The sequence below is a fragment of the Ruegeria sp. CI5 genome (genome assembly GCF_056536885.1).
Genome location: NZ_JBQFQN010000004.1, coordinates 216,654 through 232,097 on the forward strand (window position 1 = coordinate 216,654; position 15,444 = coordinate 232,097).

At 60.0% G+C, this 15,444-nt stretch carries 15 protein-coding genes and 1 tRNA gene; 9 read left to right on the top strand and 7 right to left on the bottom strand.

What is annotated here, in order from left to right:
* Window positions 1–58 precede the first annotated feature (58 nt).
* The 4 genes from ACR0BA_RS13845 to ACR0BA_RS13860 all read right to left on the bottom strand — a co-directional run bounded on the left by ACR0BA_RS13845 (window position 59) and on the right by ACR0BA_RS13860 (window position 3,721).
* The gene (locus ACR0BA_RS13845; protein WP_480728455.1) at window positions 59–820 is read right to left on the bottom strand and encodes an ABC transporter permease; all 762 of its coding nucleotides are present in this window, start codon (window positions 818–820) and stop codon (window positions 59–61) included.
* Window positions 817–1,746 carry an ABC transporter ATP-binding protein gene (locus tag ACR0BA_RS13850; RefSeq protein WP_170343068.1) on the bottom strand — a complete coding sequence of 310 codons (930 nt, stop codon included), beginning with the start codon at window positions 1,744–1,746 and terminating at the stop codon, window positions 817–819. The genes ACR0BA_RS13845 and ACR0BA_RS13850 overlap by 4 nt, the downstream gene beginning before the upstream one ends.
* Window positions 1,747–1,837: 91 nt before the next feature.
* Entirely contained in the window at window positions 1,838–2,362 is a 525-nt protein-coding gene (locus ACR0BA_RS13855; RefSeq protein ID WP_480728456.1) for an SRPBCC family protein, read from the bottom strand.
* A gap of 84 nt (window positions 2,363–2,446) precedes the next feature.
* Window positions 2,447–3,721 (bottom strand): TAXI family TRAP transporter solute-binding subunit, encoded by a 1,275-nt coding sequence (locus ACR0BA_RS13860; RefSeq protein WP_480728458.1) that lies wholly within the window; start codon window positions 3,719–3,721, stop codon window positions 2,447–2,449.
* A 185-nt stretch (window positions 3,722–3,906) separates the two neighbouring features.
* On the opposite strand from ACR0BA_RS13860, the gene ACR0BA_RS13865 reads away from it, so the two are divergent.
* Window positions 3,907–5,001: a CaiB/BaiF CoA transferase family protein gene (locus tag ACR0BA_RS13865; protein ID WP_480728637.1), complete on the top strand. Its 1,095-nt coding sequence runs from the start codon at window positions 3,907–3,909 to the stop codon at window positions 4,999–5,001.
* A 53-nt stretch (window positions 5,002–5,054) separates the two neighbouring features.
* Here the strand turns inward: ACR0BA_RS13865 and hemE are convergent, their stop codons facing one another.
* Complete coding sequence (hemE, locus tag ACR0BA_RS13870; protein WP_170372378.1) at window positions 5,055–6,089, bottom strand: uroporphyrinogen decarboxylase; 1,035 nt, start codon at window positions 6,087–6,089, stop codon at window positions 5,055–5,057.
* A 106-nt stretch (window positions 6,090–6,195) separates the two neighbouring features.
* Between hemE and hemC the strand changes: the two genes are divergently transcribed.
* The gene (hemC, locus tag ACR0BA_RS13875; protein ID WP_480728459.1) at window positions 6,196–7,158 is read left to right on the top strand and encodes a hydroxymethylbilane synthase; all 963 of its coding nucleotides are present in this window, start codon (window positions 6,196–6,198) and stop codon (window positions 7,156–7,158) included.
* Window positions 7,159–7,390: 232 nt separating this feature from the next.
* Here the strand turns inward: hemC and ACR0BA_RS13880 are convergent, their stop codons facing one another.
* Together ACR0BA_RS13880 and ACR0BA_RS13885 are read right to left on the bottom strand one after the other, a co-directional pair.
* Entirely contained in the window at window positions 7,391–9,625 is a 2,235-nt protein-coding gene (locus ACR0BA_RS13880; RefSeq protein ID WP_480728460.1) for a CHASE2 domain-containing protein, read from the bottom strand.
* A 38-nt stretch (window positions 9,626–9,663) separates the two neighbouring features.
* Entirely contained in the window at window positions 9,664–10,449 is a 786-nt protein-coding gene (locus ACR0BA_RS13885) for a FecR family protein (RefSeq protein ID WP_260063961.1), read from the bottom strand.
* Between the two features lie 710 nt (window positions 10,450–11,159).
* On the opposite strand from ACR0BA_RS13885, the gene ACR0BA_RS13890 reads away from it, so the two are divergent.
* From ACR0BA_RS13890 to ACR0BA_RS13920, 7 genes are all read left to right on the top strand, one after another.
* Window positions 11,160–11,249, top strand: a tRNA-Ser gene (locus tag ACR0BA_RS13890).
* Between the two features lie 658 nt (window positions 11,250–11,907).
* On the top strand, window positions 11,908–12,126 hold the full coding sequence (locus ACR0BA_RS13895) for a hypothetical protein (RefSeq protein ID WP_480728463.1): 219 nt from the start codon (window positions 11,908–11,910) through the stop codon (window positions 12,124–12,126).
* Window positions 12,123–12,293 carry a hypothetical protein gene (locus ACR0BA_RS13900; protein WP_480728464.1) on the top strand — a complete coding sequence of 57 codons (171 nt, stop codon included), beginning with the start codon at window positions 12,123–12,125 and terminating at the stop codon, window positions 12,291–12,293. The genes ACR0BA_RS13895 and ACR0BA_RS13900 overlap by 4 nt, the downstream gene beginning before the upstream one ends.
* Entirely contained in the window at window positions 12,286–12,795 is a 510-nt protein-coding gene (locus tag ACR0BA_RS13905; protein WP_480728466.1) for a hypothetical protein, read from the top strand. The genes ACR0BA_RS13900 and ACR0BA_RS13905 overlap by 8 nt, the downstream gene beginning before the upstream one ends.
* Complete coding sequence (locus ACR0BA_RS13910) at window positions 12,792–13,178, top strand: hypothetical protein (protein WP_480728467.1); 387 nt, start codon at window positions 12,792–12,794, stop codon at window positions 13,176–13,178. The genes ACR0BA_RS13905 and ACR0BA_RS13910 overlap by 4 nt, the downstream gene beginning before the upstream one ends.
* 19 nt (window positions 13,179–13,197) lie before the next feature.
* Window positions 13,198–15,120 carry a nuclease-related domain-containing DEAD/DEAH box helicase gene (locus tag ACR0BA_RS13915; RefSeq protein ID WP_480728468.1) on the top strand — a complete coding sequence of 641 codons (1,923 nt, stop codon included), beginning with the start codon at window positions 13,198–13,200 and terminating at the stop codon, window positions 15,118–15,120.
* 31 nt (window positions 15,121–15,151) lie between these two features.
* Window positions 15,152–15,433: a hypothetical protein gene (locus ACR0BA_RS13920; RefSeq protein ID WP_480728470.1), complete on the top strand. Its 282-nt coding sequence runs from the start codon at window positions 15,152–15,154 to the stop codon at window positions 15,431–15,433.
* The last annotated feature ends 11 nt before the right edge of the window (window positions 15,434–15,444 follow it).

Consider the following 15,444-nt stretch of genomic DNA (forward strand, 5'->3'; position numbering starts at 1 on the left):
CTGCCATGAACGTGACGTGAACCAAAATCCTGTTCAGCCACGGCAAAAATGCAACGCCCTAGTTGCGGATGCGCCACCCGGTTTTGAAGATCCAACCGATGACCGCCAGGCAGAAGCCGGTAAAGGCCAGGATCGCCAGAAGGCTAAGCAGAATGGGCACGTCCGAAAGCCCGTAAAACGACCAGCGAAAGCCCGAGATCAAATAGACCACCGGGTTGAACAACGAGATCGTCTGCCACACCGGCGGCAGCATCGAAATCGAGTAGAACGTGCCGCCCAGAAAGATCAGAGGCGTCACAACCAGCTGCGGTACCAACGACATCTGTTCGAAATTGCTGGCCCAGATCCCGATGATGAAGCCCAGCAGGGAAAAGCTGAGGCAGGACAGGATCAGAAAGGCGGCCATCGCGAAGGGGTGCTCGATGCGGATGTCCACGAAGAACGTGGCGGTGGTCAGGATCACCAATCCCACGAACAACGCCTTAGTCGCGGCGGCGCCCACATAGCCGATCACGATCTCGATGAAATTCACCGGAGCCGAGAGCAGTTCGTAGATCGTGCCCAGGAACTTGGGGAAATAGATGCCAAAGGACGCGTTCGAGATCGACAGCATCACCACCGACAGCATGATCAGCCCCGGCACGATGAAGGCGCCGTAGGAGACGCCCTCGACCTCCTGGATGCGACTGCCGATGGCAGTGCCAAACACCACGAAGTACAGCGAGGTCGACAGAACCGGTGACAGAAAGCTCTGCGCGAGGGTGCGGAAGAACCGGGCCATTTCGAACCGGTAGATGGCGGCGATGGCGGACCAGTTCATGCGGCATCTCCGGACACGAGGTTGACGAAAATCTCTTCCAGGCTCGATTGCCGGGTCTGAACGTCACGCAACACCAGCCCCGCCTCTGCCACGTCATTCAGCAAAGTGGTGATGCCAGTGCGATCGGCATTGGTGTCGTAGGTATAGATCAGCGCATCGCCCTGCCCGTTCAGCACCAGATTGTGGTGGGCCAGACTGCCGGGAATGTCCGAGATCGTGCGGGTCAGCATGACCTCGATCTGCTTCTTGCCCATCTGCGCCATCAAGGTGTTTTTGTCCTGCACCAGCATCAGTTCGCCCTTGTCGATCACACCGATCCGGTCGGCGATGGCTTCGGCCTCTTCGATGTAGTGGGTGGTCAGAATGATGGTGACACCGGCAGCCTTCAACTCGTCGACGATGGCCCACATATCCTTGCGCAGTTCGACATCAACGCCGGCGGTGGGTTCATCCAGAAACAGCACCCGCGGCTCGTGCGCCAGAGCCTTGGCGATCAGAACCCGCCGCTTCATGCCGCCCGACAATTCCTTGATCGCGTTCTTGCGCTTGTCCCACAGCGACAACTTACGCAGAATCTCCTCGATCCGCGCGCTGTCCTGCCCATAGCCGAACAGACCGCGTGAAAACCGTACGGTGTTCCAGACCTTCTCGAACGGCTCCAGCGCAATTTCCTGCGGCACGAGGCCGATCATGCGCCGGGCTGCACGAAAGTCCGTGAGGATGTCGTGCCCCCCTACTGTGACGGTCCCAGACGTGGGCGTGGTAATCCCGCAAACCGTCGAGATCAGGGTTGTCTTTCCCGCCCCGTTCGGGCCGAGCAGGGCCAGGATCTCGCCCTCTTCGATGTCCAGCGATACGCCTTTCAGCGCTTCGAACCCGCCGGCATAGGTTTTGCGCAGATCCTTGATCGAGAGAATTGTCGTCATGCGTTTTCCCAGTTCTGGCCGGGACAGTATCGCGCCAGAGGATTGCCGAACAGACCAAATCCGCACAGTCCTCTGCGCGCAAACGCAGGTTTCACTCGCGCCCGGTCAGGCGACCCAGCCAGCCTTTCTTTTCCCCCTCGGGGGTGTCTTCGCCGCCCTCTTCTGGCTCTGCAGGGCCTTCAAAATGCTGCTGAAGGTTCGAGAAGAACTGGTCAGCCATCTTTTTGGCAAAGCCGTCGATCAAACGGCTGCCTAGCTGCGCCAGCTTGCCGCCAACCTTGGCGTCCACGTCATAGGCCAGAACCGTTCCACCGCTGTCACTGGCGCTGAACGTGACACTGGCGCTGCCCTTTGCAAAACCCGAAGCCCCGCCTTTGCCCTCACCGGCGATGGTCAGGTTTTGACCCTCAACCATGTCGGACATCGTGACGGTGCCTTTGAACGTGGCCTTTACCGGCCCGACCTTCTGCACCACGGTCGCCTCGTAACCGTCCGTCGGATTGCCCGAAACCTCTTGCGCACCGGGTACGCAGGCTTTCAGCACCTCGGGGTCCAGCAGGGCCGCATAGACATCGGACGGCGCCGCCTGAATTTCACGCGTGTCACTCATTTGCATGGGACCACCCCCCTTTTTTAATTGCCTGGTATTCGACCAAAGACCTATCCACGAACTGCCGTTGCGGCAACCGTGTTCCACACATTATCCGCCGCCCCCGGCATCCTGAGCCCGCATGTCGGCGATCCGTTTCTGCACCAGTTCCAGATGCAGACGGGCATCATACTGCCCTTGCCGGTAGGCCGCTGGCAGCCTTAGGTCCGCCAGCTTTTCGTCCAGCACCTGCAACTGGCCTTGCATCCGCACGAGGTCTTCCGCGGAAGGGTTGTCGGCCAGGTCCTGTTCGATCAGACGAATTTCCGGGTAGTGCTGCCAGACACGCCATCGTTGGAAATAGGCGTAGATGCGCGGCAACAACCGGACCAGCGGAAGGACGATGAAAAAGAACGGCAGGAACAGAAGGAAAACCCGATTGACCTGCGCCGCCACCCAGTAAGGCAACCAATCATGCCAGGTGGATGGCCCTTCAAGTATCAGTTGCCGCGCAGTGTTGTTGAGGGGCAATGCGGTCCCTTCGATCCCCGGAAAGGCCCCGGGGTCATTGATGATGCCCTGAGCCTCGTGCAAGGCTATCGCCGCCATCGTCAGCCGGTTGACCAACGCCGGATGCAGTCCCGGCCGCACAACCAGTCGCGCCTCGAGAGCGATCAGATCTACCGGGCGCGGCGGCAGAACCGGGTTCAGCGACATACCTCCGGTCGGTACGGTCACCACAGTGGCATAGGACAAACGACGCGAAATCGCCTCGACATGTTCAAGGTTCAGCACCTTCAGTCCCGGCACCTCGTACGCGGCCAGCAGGTAGGGGGCTTCGATCGGCGCAACAAAGACGGCGATGTCCAACGTTCCGTCCAGCAAGGCGTCGGCCGCCTGGTCATAGGGCAGTGCAACATGCACGTTATCCTCTTGGGCCAGCCCGACCGCGCGCTCGAAGTCGCGGAATGCGTCCGCGGTGCCGGACCCGGGCGCACCGCTGTTGATGCTCAACCCACGCCATAACGCGGGATTGGGCGGAATCCACGCATCCTCGCGCGCCATGAAAATCATCGGCTCGAAAAACACGGTCCCGATGGCCTGCGCCCGATCCGGGTCAACTTCGATGCCGCCCTGCAAGAAGGCCACATCCACAGCCCCGTCTTCCAGGAGACGCGCATTTTCGACAGACCCTGCGGTTTCGACGATCTCGAGCCGAACCTCATCCTCAGCAAGGATATCGGAGTAGTCCTGCGCCACTTCGATATAGGCACCACCCGCCGGTCCGGCTGCCATGCGCAGGTCGCCGGGCGGGTGCAGCAGAAGGATGATTGCCACCAGAACCGCCAAGACCATGGCGGCACTGATCGTGATCCAAAGACGCATCCTACCCCTCGCTGATCCACCCCGGACAGCACGCTACGCCGCTGGCCCCAAGCTGGCAAGTATTCCGATGTGTTTGCTGGTTTTTCCCGTTCCGGATCAGACCGATGCCAGACGCCGCGTCGCTGCCGGTCGGTCTTGCATTCCTGCTGGGCCCCGGCCAGCATCGCCGCGAGGGAGTGCTGCTCATGCTGAACGGAATCCGTGTTGTCGAAATCGAGGGTCTTGGCCCCGGCCCGTTCGCCGCCATGATGCTGGCGGATCTGGGGGCCGATGTCGTGACCATCCACCGCAAGGGGGGCGCCGTCACACCCGGCATGCCGGACCGATCCGTGCTGGACCGGGGCAAGCGCTCGATCGCGCTTGACCTCAAGGACCCCGGCGACCTCGAAACCGCCCGGCGCCTGATCGCAACTGCCGATGCGTTGATCGAAGGCTTCCGCCCCGGCGTGATGGAGAAGCTGGGCCTGGGGCCCGAAGCCTGCCACGCGCTGAACCCGGCGCTGGTCTATGGCCGCATGACCGGCTGGGGCCAGGACAGCCCGCTTTCCGACACCGCAGGACATGATCTGAACTACATCGCGCTGTCGGGGGCACTCTGGTACGGCTCACCACCGGGCGCCGAGCCGATGACCCCGGCCACGCTGGTCGGCGATATCGGCGGGGGCGCGATGTATCTGGTCACCGGCATACTGGCCGGGCTGCTGAACGCGCGCACAACGGGCACAGGCACGGTGGTCGACGCCGCCATCTACGACGGGTCCGCGCATATGATGAACCTGCTGATGAGCCTGCGCCAGACCGGCAACCTGTCCGACACGCGCGGCCAGAGCCTGCTGGACGGCCCGCATTGGAGCCGTACCTACGCCTGCGCGGATGGCGGCTTTGTTTCGGTCCAATGTCTCGAGCCGAAATTCTACGCCCAATTCCTGGAAATCCTGGGCCTGTCCCAAGACTCGGCGTTCCAGCGACAATACAACAGCACGCACTGGCCAGACCTGACCCGGCGCCTGGCGGAAATCTTCGAAACCAAACCGCGCGACCATTGGGCCAAACTGTTCGAAGGCTCAGACGCCTGCGTCGCACCGGTGCTCAGCCCCGACGAGGCCGCAACCCATCCGATGAACACCGCCCGCCAAACCTGGCGCGCGGCCGACGGCACCCTGCAGGCCGCCGCCGCCCCGCGCTTCTCCGCCCATCAATGGCAGCCGAAACCCAGCCCGACCCGCGGCCAACACACGATCGAAATTCTGAACGAACTTCAGGCTCTCAAAAAGACCTGACACATCCTTCATCTGGCCAACGGCCAAGGGGGGCTGGCCCCCTCCCGCGCCGCCTACCCGCCGCGCACCGTGTCGATCATCAACTGCACGTTCTCCGGGTCGGCATCCGGCGTGATCCCGTGACCCAGATTGAAAATATGCGGCCCCTTGGAAAAGGCGCGCAGGATGCGGCGGGTCTCATCCACCAGCGCCTGCCCGCCGGTGACCATGTGCGACGAGGCCAGGTTGCCTTGCACGCAGCCATCCACCTGCACATGTTCGGCCGCCCATTCCGGCGCAACCGAGTTGTCCAGCGCCACGCAATCGACACCGGTGGCCTTTGCGAAACCGACATAACCCTCGCCCGCCTCACGCGGGAAACCGATGACGGGAATGCCCGGGTGGCGTTCCTTGAGCGCCTGGGTGATGATCCGGCACGGCTCGACCGCATATTTGGTGAAGGCCTCACCTTTCAGCGACCCGGCCCAGCTGTCGAAAATCTTGACCACCTCGGCCCCCGCTTCGATCTGAGCCGACAGGTATTCGATCGTGGCCGCGGTGATCCGGTCCAGCAACGCCTCGAACAGCGCGGTGTTTTCCTCACGCAGGGCGTGGGCAGGGCCCTGATCAGGGGTGCCACGCCCGGCAATCATGTATGTCGCAACGGTCCACGGAGCGCCGGCAAAGCCGATCAGGGTCGTTTCGGACGGCAGCTCGCGCGACAGGATGCGCACGGTTTCATAGACGGGCGACAGGGTCTCGTGAATCGCATCAACCGGCTTCAACGCATCGAAATCCGACTGCTGCGTGATCGTCGACAGGCGCGGCCCTTCGCCGGTGACGAACCAAAGATCGGCACCCAGCGCCTGTGGCACCAGCAGGATGTCGGCAAACAGGATCGCGGCATCGAACCCATAGCGGCGGATCGGCTGCAACGTCACCTCGGCCGCCAGATCGGGGGTGTAGCACAGCGACAGGAAATCGCCCGCCTGTTCCCGCGTCGCGCGGTATTCCGGCAGATAGCGTCCGGCCTGTCGCATCATCCAGATCGGCGGCGTGTCCAGTACCTCGCCCGCCAGCGCCCGCAGCAGTTTCTTGTTCTCGGCCATGTCAGCCCCCACTATTCCGGTTTGCGCAACGGGTCCGCCTTCAGCGGCAAAATGTCAAGCGTGGCCCCCATTGTCAGGGCAATGTGACGCGACTAAAGCTGTGCCCATGACTTTGACCCTGCCCACCCCCGCATCGCCGCTGAAGATCGGCACCCGTGGTTCGCCGCTGGCGCTGGCCCAGGCCCATGAAACCCGTCAGCGGCTGTGCGATGCCTTCGATCTGCCGGAACAGGCGTTCGAGATCGTGGTGATCAAGACCACCGGCGACAACCGCGCCATGATCGACGCGGACCGCCCGTTGAAAGAGATCGGCAACAAGGGTCTGTTCACCAAGGAAATCGAAGAGGCGATGCTGGGCGGGGACATCGACATCGCCGTGCACTCGACCAAGGACATGCCCGTCGAACAGCCGCAGGGGCTGGTGCTGGACACGTTCCTGCCGCGCGAGGACGTGCGCGATGCCTTCATCTCGCCCCGCCTCAACTCGATCCATGACCTGCCCGAAGGCGCGGTCGTCGGCACCTCGTCGCTGCGGCGGCGGGCCCAGTTGCTGCACCGCCGACCCGATCTGAACGTGGTCGAGTTCCGGGGCAACGTGCAGACCCGGCTGAAGAAGCTGGCTGATGGCGTGGCCGAATGCACGTTTCTGGCCATGGCCGGCATCCGCCGCCTGAACATGCAGGACGTCCCTGCCACCGCGATCTCGCCCGACGACATGCTGCCGGCTATCGCGCAGGGTACGATCGGCATCGAACGCCGCGCGGACGACCACCGGGCCGCCGAGATGCTGGAAGCCATTCATCACTCTGAAACGGCCTGTCGCTTGGCGGCCGAGCGCACGTTGCTGGCCGCGCTGGACGGGTCCTGCGAAACTCCGATTGCCGGCCTGGCCGAACTTGCCGATGGGCAGTTGCGCCTACGCGGCGAGGTCCTGCGCCCGGATGGATCGGATGCCATCACCGAAAGCCGGACCGGTTCGACGGAGGACGCAGCGGAAATGGGCCGGGCCGTGGCGGCAGAACTGCTGCACCGTGCCGGGCCCGGATTCTTCGAGTGGAGAAATTTGTAAAAAGTTTCTGCGAATGTGAACTGCTTCACTGTCGCCCCGGTTGAAATCGGGCATCAATGTGTCATCCCGATTGGGAATGTGGATCAGTCTCGAGTGTATCGAAGTTTTAGTTCGTGATTTTGTAGATAGTATTCGAGGGGGCGAGACTGAGAACCCTGTCCGATCGAAACGGGTCGTGCCTTTGAAAAAAGGCGCGGCCCGTTTTGACTCTGCGGCTCGCAATGGGTCCCTGTCATCCCGGAAACCGGTGCACGTTGCCATGATGACTGAACATCGCCTGGCCCGAGCGGATGTCGAACCGGAAATCAGCCGACCTTCCCGGCAAGGCCGCATAGAACGCGCGCAGGCCCGGTTCGACCAAGCCTGCTTGGGCGCTGCAGGCTTCGCTCAAGCGCTGTATTTCGTCGTGAGACCGCCGTGCACGTATCGCAGTGATCAGATCCTGATGCATCTCCTGCAGCTTCTGGAAATCCGCGCTATGGGCCAACGCGCTGTCACCGACCAAAGCAAAAATCGGCTCCAGTTCGGTCTTGCCTTTCAGATGAACAAGCCCTGCTTCGAGCATCGCGAGATCGGCGCCAGCGGCCTGTGAGACTGAGCTTGAGATCAGGATGTCATATTCGACCTGGCGGCAACTTTGCTCGATTCGAGCGGCGACGTTGACCACATCTCCGATCACCGTGTAGTTGAATCGCCGCCGCGAGCCGATGTTGCCGACACAGGCCATTCCCGTGGCGCATCCTGTCGCCAATGCGATCGGAGGATGCCCGCGCATCGTGTCCGATGCGTTGAACTCGGCCAGAGCTCGCCGCATCTGCAACGCAGCCTGCGCCGCCAGAAGCGGGTGCCGTTCCACCGGAACCGGCGCGTTCCAGAACGCCATGACCGCATCCCCGATGAATTTGTCGATGGTGCCTTTTTCGTGCAGGATCCGGTCTCCGATGACCGAGAACAGTTCATTGAGCAGCGCGACCAGGTCCGTGGCCGACACCCGCTCGGACAATGGTGTAAACCCGCGAATGTCCGAGAACATGACCGTGATTTCCTGCGTTTCACCACCCAGTTGCAGTTCGTGTCCGGTTGCATCCATCTCGTCCAGGATCTCGGGCGCGACATAGTGCGAGAAGATCCGCCGGATCACCCGCTTTTCCCGCTCGGTCGATATGAACAGATAACCGGACAACAGCCCGAAATTGGCCATCCCGCCGGCAAGCGGGAAGGTTGCATCGAACAGCACGGACTGGTTCTGAAACGCCAACCAACTGACCCCGACAACCACGGCCGCCGCGATGCCGCCGGCCATGAACGAGGCAACCGCACCAAAACTGGACATGACGACCGTGACGACGACTCCCAGGATGATGAAAGCCAGAAGCTCGAGGGCGGCGGTGACATCCGACCGGGTCAGCATGTCGCCCAGCAGCGCCTGCTCGATGACTTGGGCGTGGATGGAGACGCCGGGAACGGACTCTCCCAACGCAGTCTGATGCATGTCGAACAGACCTGCCGCCGACGTTCCGATCAATACGATCCGGCCTTCGATCTGGCTGCGCAGAACCGAATCGTCTGCGGATTGCAGTATGTCATTGGCCGACAGGTAGAGCCCGGGATCATCCGGTCTGTACCTGACCCAGACCTCTCCGTTTTCCGTTGTGGGCAGGACCAGACCCGCCAATTCGACCGACAGGACGATGCCGGCCTCGCCCTGAGCCCCTTCGATGAAGATCACCGGCTCGCCCGTCGCGACCCTCAGAGCCTCCAGCCCAAGTCCGGGCAGAACACCGCTTGGCCCCTGCCACAAGACCGGAACCCGACGCACCACGCCCGTGCCGCCCAAAGGTGAAACATTCACACCGCCGATCCCGGTTGCATCCCGGTCCAGCGGTGGCGCCAGCGGAGTCCAGTGGGGCACGGACACCAGCCCGGCGGCCGGGTTTTCGCCGATCTCCACGATCCCGGCCTTCGGGGCAATGTCCTGATCCCCCCCGGTCAACCGCGCCGCCACACCCATCACGACGGGCCAGTTCGAAACCTCGGCCCCGAACAAGATGTCATTGTCCAGTTGGGCGGCCTCCTCTTTGGCGCTGAGAATGTCAGCCAGGGCTGGATCACTCAGCAGCCGCGACGGTGAATACCGATCGGGCTCGGCGAACAACATGTCAAAAGCGATTGAAGCGGCGCCATACTCGCCCAAACGTTCGACCATCTGCGTCAACAGGGTCCGGGGCCAAGGCCATTGGCCCCAATTCTCGAGCGACGTTTCGTCGATATCGACGACCCGGACCGGCAAATCGGGATCGAAGGCGCGCGGGGACAACCGCTGCAACACGTCGAAATAGATCAGCCGGGACATGCGGACCGGATAAGGGTCCAATACCCGCAGCAGACAACCAAACAGGATCAGACCCAAGCCCACCAGCCGAAAAGCACGGCGCCGTCCGGCTTTCTCGTGCTGCCTGACACTCACGTCAACCTCTGCTCGCCAGCAACGACATGGACAACGCTCTAGCCATCGCCGCCGGACCCAAAGACACCGCCGCCAGTATCCCGCCGATCATCGGCAGTTTCGGGCCGGTCGCCCGACCTGTCGAACTGCCCGACCGGATCCGGTTGTTCGGGCGGCGCGGCAACCGCTGCCTTGACCTGCCTCTGCGGCGGAGCGGACCGGCGCGGTTCGGGCGCGTCCGATTTTGCGCGCGGCGCAGGTTGGGATTCACCCGAGCAACCTTCGACATCCACCTGCAAAGGCGGTTTGAGGTCTTTCTGCGACTGAATGAAAGGAAAACCGCTGACCACGGCCTTATCATACATCGCCTGGTCGACCGGGCGCCCGACCGCACCACGCTGGCTGGTTGCATACAAGCTGCAAATCCGGCCCGTCGATCGGCAAGAGCCGCCGAGGCCACACATCTGAACCGTGCCGTGCAGCACGAGCATCGCGCTTTGGTTTCCCGGCGCGATCCACATGTCAAATACCGTGCCCCGCACCGCCATGGTGGCCGTCGGCGTCTTGATGGAGTAGGCGCGTTTCCTGCTTTTGCCCGAGATGAACCGGAAGCTTCCGCCCAGCGCCTCGACAGCAAAGCTCTTGGCCTTGCGGTTGCCGCGCAACATCTTCACGTCCAGAACCATCCGCGCATTGGGACCAACCGCGATCTTCGTGTCATCCACAAAGACAAGCTGAACCACGCCATTCGCATCCGTGACGATCGAGTCGCCGGACAACACCTCCATGCCATTTCGCAGGGGCAGAGTTTTGCCGCCACGGGTCACGTCCGCCCCCTGTTTCACGCTGATTACGGTTCCGATATTTGCCCAACTGAGGGCAGGAACGCAAAGAACGAAAAAACCAACCAGAACAATCTTCAACCAAGCCAAAATGCCAGCCCTTCCCCCAAAAAGGTTACTGTCGAGCGCGGATGCGCTCACTGCCCGGCCAGCCTCTGAAACTGTTTTTTGGATCAATCAAAATGACTAAAATCTTAGCAAATATGCATCCATTGGCATGTAATTGGCAAGGTTTCTGTTCTTATGCCTGTTCCGCGGAGAAGCTGAGCCGCCGAGTTTAGTCAAAAGAAACGGCCTTTTCTGCAGGTCAAACCACCTGACACTGGTGATCCAACAGAGCGCGTTCCAACGCCAAAGGCAGGCAACCTCTCCAATTGGTTCAGCCGTTTGCGACACCCATCATTTTGCAGATGCAGTTCCCTACCGCACCTGGCTCGCCAAAATTTTTGTGTCCGATTACGTACTCTGGCTGTGCGTACATTCTCCGGCCAACCGACGTTGGGACAGCGAAACCAAATCGAAGCAGAACGCGAATCCACGCATGGTTCTTGAAAATCCAACAGCAAGACATAGTGACCACGCCTTTGCCCAAGCGGGTGCAGACCCAAGCGATTCCAAGCGTTTTCAAGGGCTTCGCCCAATCCGGCAAAAATTTCCGGTGGTGCAGGAATTGGCCTTGTATTTCCGTCGCTTGCACGGCTATACCCGTCGGCGGAGACGTGGCCGAGTGGTCGAAGGCGCTCCCCTGCTAAGGGAGTAGGCGGGAAACCGTCTCGAGGGTTCGAATCCCTTCGTCTCCGCCACCATCACCATTGCAAAACTTGAAGCGCCCCCGGCAAGCGCCGGAATTTTTCCTGTTTTCAAAGGGGTTTGCGGATTGGGTCCGAACCTCTGAGACGGGCTGCACCCCGGTTTCGGTCTCTGAACCGCCCCGGGTCTCTGGCCGAGCGAACCTCGCGCAATTCGGTTCGGTGTGATTTTCACAAGCGTTTTCAATGCCCTGAGTTTCAACCCCGCCAGAACTTCGCCCCCTGTTTCCAATGCCTACAAGCGGAACATGGCCCGAACAAACAGGAGGCGTAGTGGCTGGGGCTGGTGGCAGGCTCGCGCGTGGCGGAGCGGGGGGCTTGCAGCATGGTCTTTGCTCGGCGACGGCTAATCGCCTCAGTTAAACCTCAAGCGCATCGTTAATACTTTGATGCACGTTCTCCCGTTTAGCCCTGAGTGCCTTGTCACGGTGTTGTATGAGCGGTGTGGCAAAGCGTCGGACGCCTCCTTGATCCGATTTAAGCCAAGCACCCAAGTCAAGGTGGTGAGCCAAGCGAACTCGGCTTCAGCACAGTTTTGACCCTCGCTCGACTGTGCTTGGCTGATCGCATGGCAGCCAGTCAAAAATGGGCGCATTGATATAGCCAGAAAATGGCTTATATCTGATGGCACGAATTGGCTGAGGATGTCGATATGCGCACAGCACACATGGAACATCGGATGCGCCAGCGTGGTATCTCCGAGGAAGAGATCAGCGTGATCCTTGAACTCGGTGAGTGGAACGCTCGCGCAGACCGCCTTGTCTTGTCTGGAGAGGCATGCGCCCGGGAGGAAAGGGCTCTGAGGAAGGAAATTGCGGCGCTCGAACGCAAAGCCAAGAAGCAGCGTGACCTTTGGAGGAATGAAGGATGACCAGCGAAGAAATCGATCGAAAGCGGATGAGACTGAAAGTCCTTGAGCGTCTGCGCCGGGCTGGTGGGGCGACCCTGGTTGTCGGGGATGACGGAGCAACCCAGATCACCGTCTTCCGCAACACCAAACGGTTCCGTTACAATGCAAAGAGATACTCCCGTGGCTGAAGAGCATACTCGGTCCTTCAAGACAAAGCGTGGTGAATTCACAGCCCGCGTTCAGCAGAACAAACTGGCTGAGCATTCAAATGAGGACGTAAGGCACAACAAAAACGAGCGAAAATTCAACATTCGAGTAAAGCAGGATGATCTGTGCCTGCTAGACGCTCTGGCAAAGTCCCACGGAGTGACGCGATCAACGCTGATCAACCAGATCCTGCATGACATCCTGCGAGATGAGCTAATGAGCGTCGAAGAGGATGATGCGCGGGTCCTGTTGGCGCATGTGGCAGACTTGTCCGCATCGTACGATCAACTCTCTCTGCCTTGGGTATATGACGCACTCGGGCCCAACTTTCGACACATGCTTCATAGTATGCTGGAATACAGCAACGCTCATGGCCAACCTCCGGAAGTGAGTATGCCAGCAGGGTATCAGTATACGGAAGAAGACTATCGTAGCCCCACCTATCTCGGCCTGCGTGACAAACTGAAAGGTCTGGCGAAGTGACCAACGGAATTTTGTCAAAACTGATCCATGAAATTGGCGAAACGCAAGCAGATGCACGTGCCGACAGTTACTCTATGGTCAATGTTCGGCCCGGCGATAAGGTGGCGGTAATGCTTGACCTCCTCTCGAAGCTGGCAGGCAAGAGTCCCTCCGCGCTGGTTACTGACGAGATATCGCGCCGCCTGGCCGACTATGCTGCGTCTTCTTCAAACAACGTGGACGCGATCTTGGATGCTGCAGAGCATGCCCTTGAGCGCGAAAATGCCTACGGTTTTCAGGAAGGCAGTGCGCTCGACTATCTCCAGAAGGCTAGCATCCTAGAAATTGAAGACCCCATCAAGAAGCAAATGGGGGAAATCCTCATTTCGTCCAAAAAGAATTGATATCGGGGCGGATATTTCAATGATTCAGCGAGTAGTTTATCCGCCTCTGGCAGAACATCCCCAGCTCCGGCAAAGCCTCACTGAGGGGGAGAAGAAAGTCTTGGATGTCTTTAACAGTCGCCTGCCGAGGGATTGGGAGATTTACATCCAGCCGCACCTCAATGGGCTCAGGCCGGACTTCGTGCTCCTGAACCCAAATGGCGGCATCGCGGTGTTCGAGGTGAAGGACTGGGATCTTCGTGCAATGCGGTATTTCACCAAAAAGGACGAATGGGGATATACACTCTGGGCTGAGCGCGACGGCAAGGAATTCTGCATTCAAAAAGAGAATCCCATCACGAAGGTCAACCTCTACAAGAAGGAAATATTCGATCTGTACTGTCCAAGGCTTCAAAAGGGGAATGGCTGGGCCGCGATCACGGCCGGCGCAATTTTTCCTTTCGCTCGGGCGGATGAAATAAAGAATCTCTTCGAGCCGTTCCTCAAGTCGACATCCGGCGACAGATACGCCAGATATCAGCCCGTGAGCGGGATAGAAGAGCTGTCCTCGGGAGACTTGGAGACTATCTTCCCGGAATCTTCGCGAACGGGCTCGCGAGTGATGTCAGAAGACCGCGCGCAAGATTTACGCGGTTGGCTGGTCGAACCAGATTTCGCTTCGACACAGAGGAAACCATTGGTCCTGGATCGGAACCAGCGTGCCTTGGCAGAAACTCGGACTGAGACGGGATATCGCAGGATCAAGGGCCCTGCTGGTTCCGGAAAGTCCCTAGTGCTCGCTGCACGCGCAGCACGTCTTGCGAATGAAGGGAAATCGGTACTCGTAGCTACCTTCAACATCACGCTGTGGCATTACCTTCGGGATCTCATCGTTCGTGATCTTGACGCCCCTCATCGCATCAGGAACATCCAGTTCACGCATTTTCATCTCTGGTGCAAACACGTCTGCCACAAGGTTGGCTGGGAGCATCGGTATGACGACCTGTGGAAGTCAGTACTTTCGGATGGGCGGAAAGAAGATGTTCTCAACGTTGCGCTTCCCCGCTTGGCGGTGGAAGCAGTCAATCAGCCTGGCGCGAGCAGGTATGACGCGATCCTTGTTGACGAAGGGCAGGATTATCGCCCGCTCTGGTGGAACGTGCTGCGCCAGGCGTGCAAGCCGGATGGTGAAATGCTTCTAGTGGCCGACGCCACTCAGGACGTCTACGGCACAGCAAAGGCATGGACGGACGATGTCATGAAAGGTGCCGGGTTCTCCGGTGGCCGGTGGGCACAACTGAATGTCAGCTACAGGCTACCCCCGGACGCCCTGAACCTGGCACGGAACTTCGCCGAGGCTTTCCTGCCGAAAGAAGTCATTGATCTTCCTGAGCCGGAGCAAGGATCGCTAGACCTGTACCCCTGCCATCTTCGCTGGGTGCAGTGCGAACCAGAGAACGCGGAGAAGGTCTGCTCGGACGAGGTCCTCTACTTGATGCGTCAAACCGGAAAGAACGGTTTGGCCAATGCGGATATCACGATGCTGGCCGGAGATATGAAGTCTGGAGCCAGCGTTGTGAAGCGCCTTTCGGAATATCGCATACATGCAGTTGACACCTATGGCGAAGATCATCGCCGCCGAAAAATGGGGTTCTACATGGGCGATGCCAAGATCAAGGCAACGACCTTGCACAGCTTCAAGGGTTGGGAATCGCGCCTCCTCGTCGTCTACGTCACCGAGGCTGCGCACGCCGATAGCTTGGCTTTGGTATATGCTGGATTGACCCGGCTGAAGAGAAGTCAAGAGGGGAGTTGGCTAACGGTCGTATGCTCGGCACCCGAGCTATCAGAGTACGGGCGGACGTGGCCGCAGCATAAAGACATCACGACGTCAAGAGCATTGGACGAGAATCCCTACATCAAAGCAATGGACGGTATCATCAGGATTGGGTCGAAGACTTAATCTCTTTCGATTTAACGCTGTTGATGCGGTTGTGGATGGCACCTACCTCTTCGGCGCGACGCTGCTCTACAAAGTCAACGCCAGCACGTCCGCGCGCATGAGCGGGCGGCTCGTGCTGAACGGGACGACGGAGATCCGCGGCTCGCGCGGGCAAATCAGCGGCGCGCATGTCTCGGAGGCGACGGCGCTGTGGCTCCAGACGATGGTGCCGCTGACGGCGGGTGATACCGTCGAGGTGCAGGGGTATTTTCGGGTCGCGGACGGCTATTTTTCCGCCGATCATACTTCATTTTGGGGCTGCAAGGTCGGTTAAGAAGGCACTGA

Coding starts and splice junctions, on each gene's coding strand:
- ACR0BA_RS13895 (WP_480728463.1), top strand. CDS start 11,908: ATGCGCACAGCACACATGGAACATCGGATGCGCCAGCGTGGTATCTCC.
- hemE (WP_170372378.1), bottom strand. CDS start 6,089: ATGGCCGAGAACAAGAAACTGCTGCGGGCGCTGGCGGGCGAGGTACTG.
- ACR0BA_RS13845 (WP_480728455.1), bottom strand. CDS start 820: ATGAACTGGTCCGCCATCGCCGCCATCTACCGGTTCGAAATGGCCCGG.
- ACR0BA_RS13855 (WP_480728456.1), bottom strand. CDS start 2,362: ATGCAAATGAGTGACACGCGTGAAATTCAGGCGGCGCCGTCCGATGTC.
- ACR0BA_RS13900 (WP_480728464.1), top strand. CDS start 12,123: ATGACCAGCGAAGAAATCGATCGAAAGCGGATGAGACTGAAAGTCCTT.
- ACR0BA_RS13860 (WP_480728458.1), bottom strand. CDS start 3,721: ATGCGTCTTTGGATCACGATCAGTGCCGCCATGGTCTTGGCGGTTCTG.
- ACR0BA_RS13915 (WP_480728468.1), top strand. CDS start 13,198: ATGATTCAGCGAGTAGTTTATCCGCCTCTGGCAGAACATCCCCAGCTC.
- ACR0BA_RS13850 (WP_170343068.1), bottom strand. CDS start 1,746: ATGACGACAATTCTCTCGATCAAGGATCTGCGCAAAACCTATGCCGGC.
- ACR0BA_RS13865 (WP_480728637.1), top strand. CDS start 3,907: ATGCTGAACGGAATCCGTGTTGTCGAAATCGAGGGTCTTGGCCCCGGC.
- hemC (WP_480728459.1), top strand. CDS start 6,196: ATGACTTTGACCCTGCCCACCCCCGCATCGCCGCTGAAGATCGGCACC.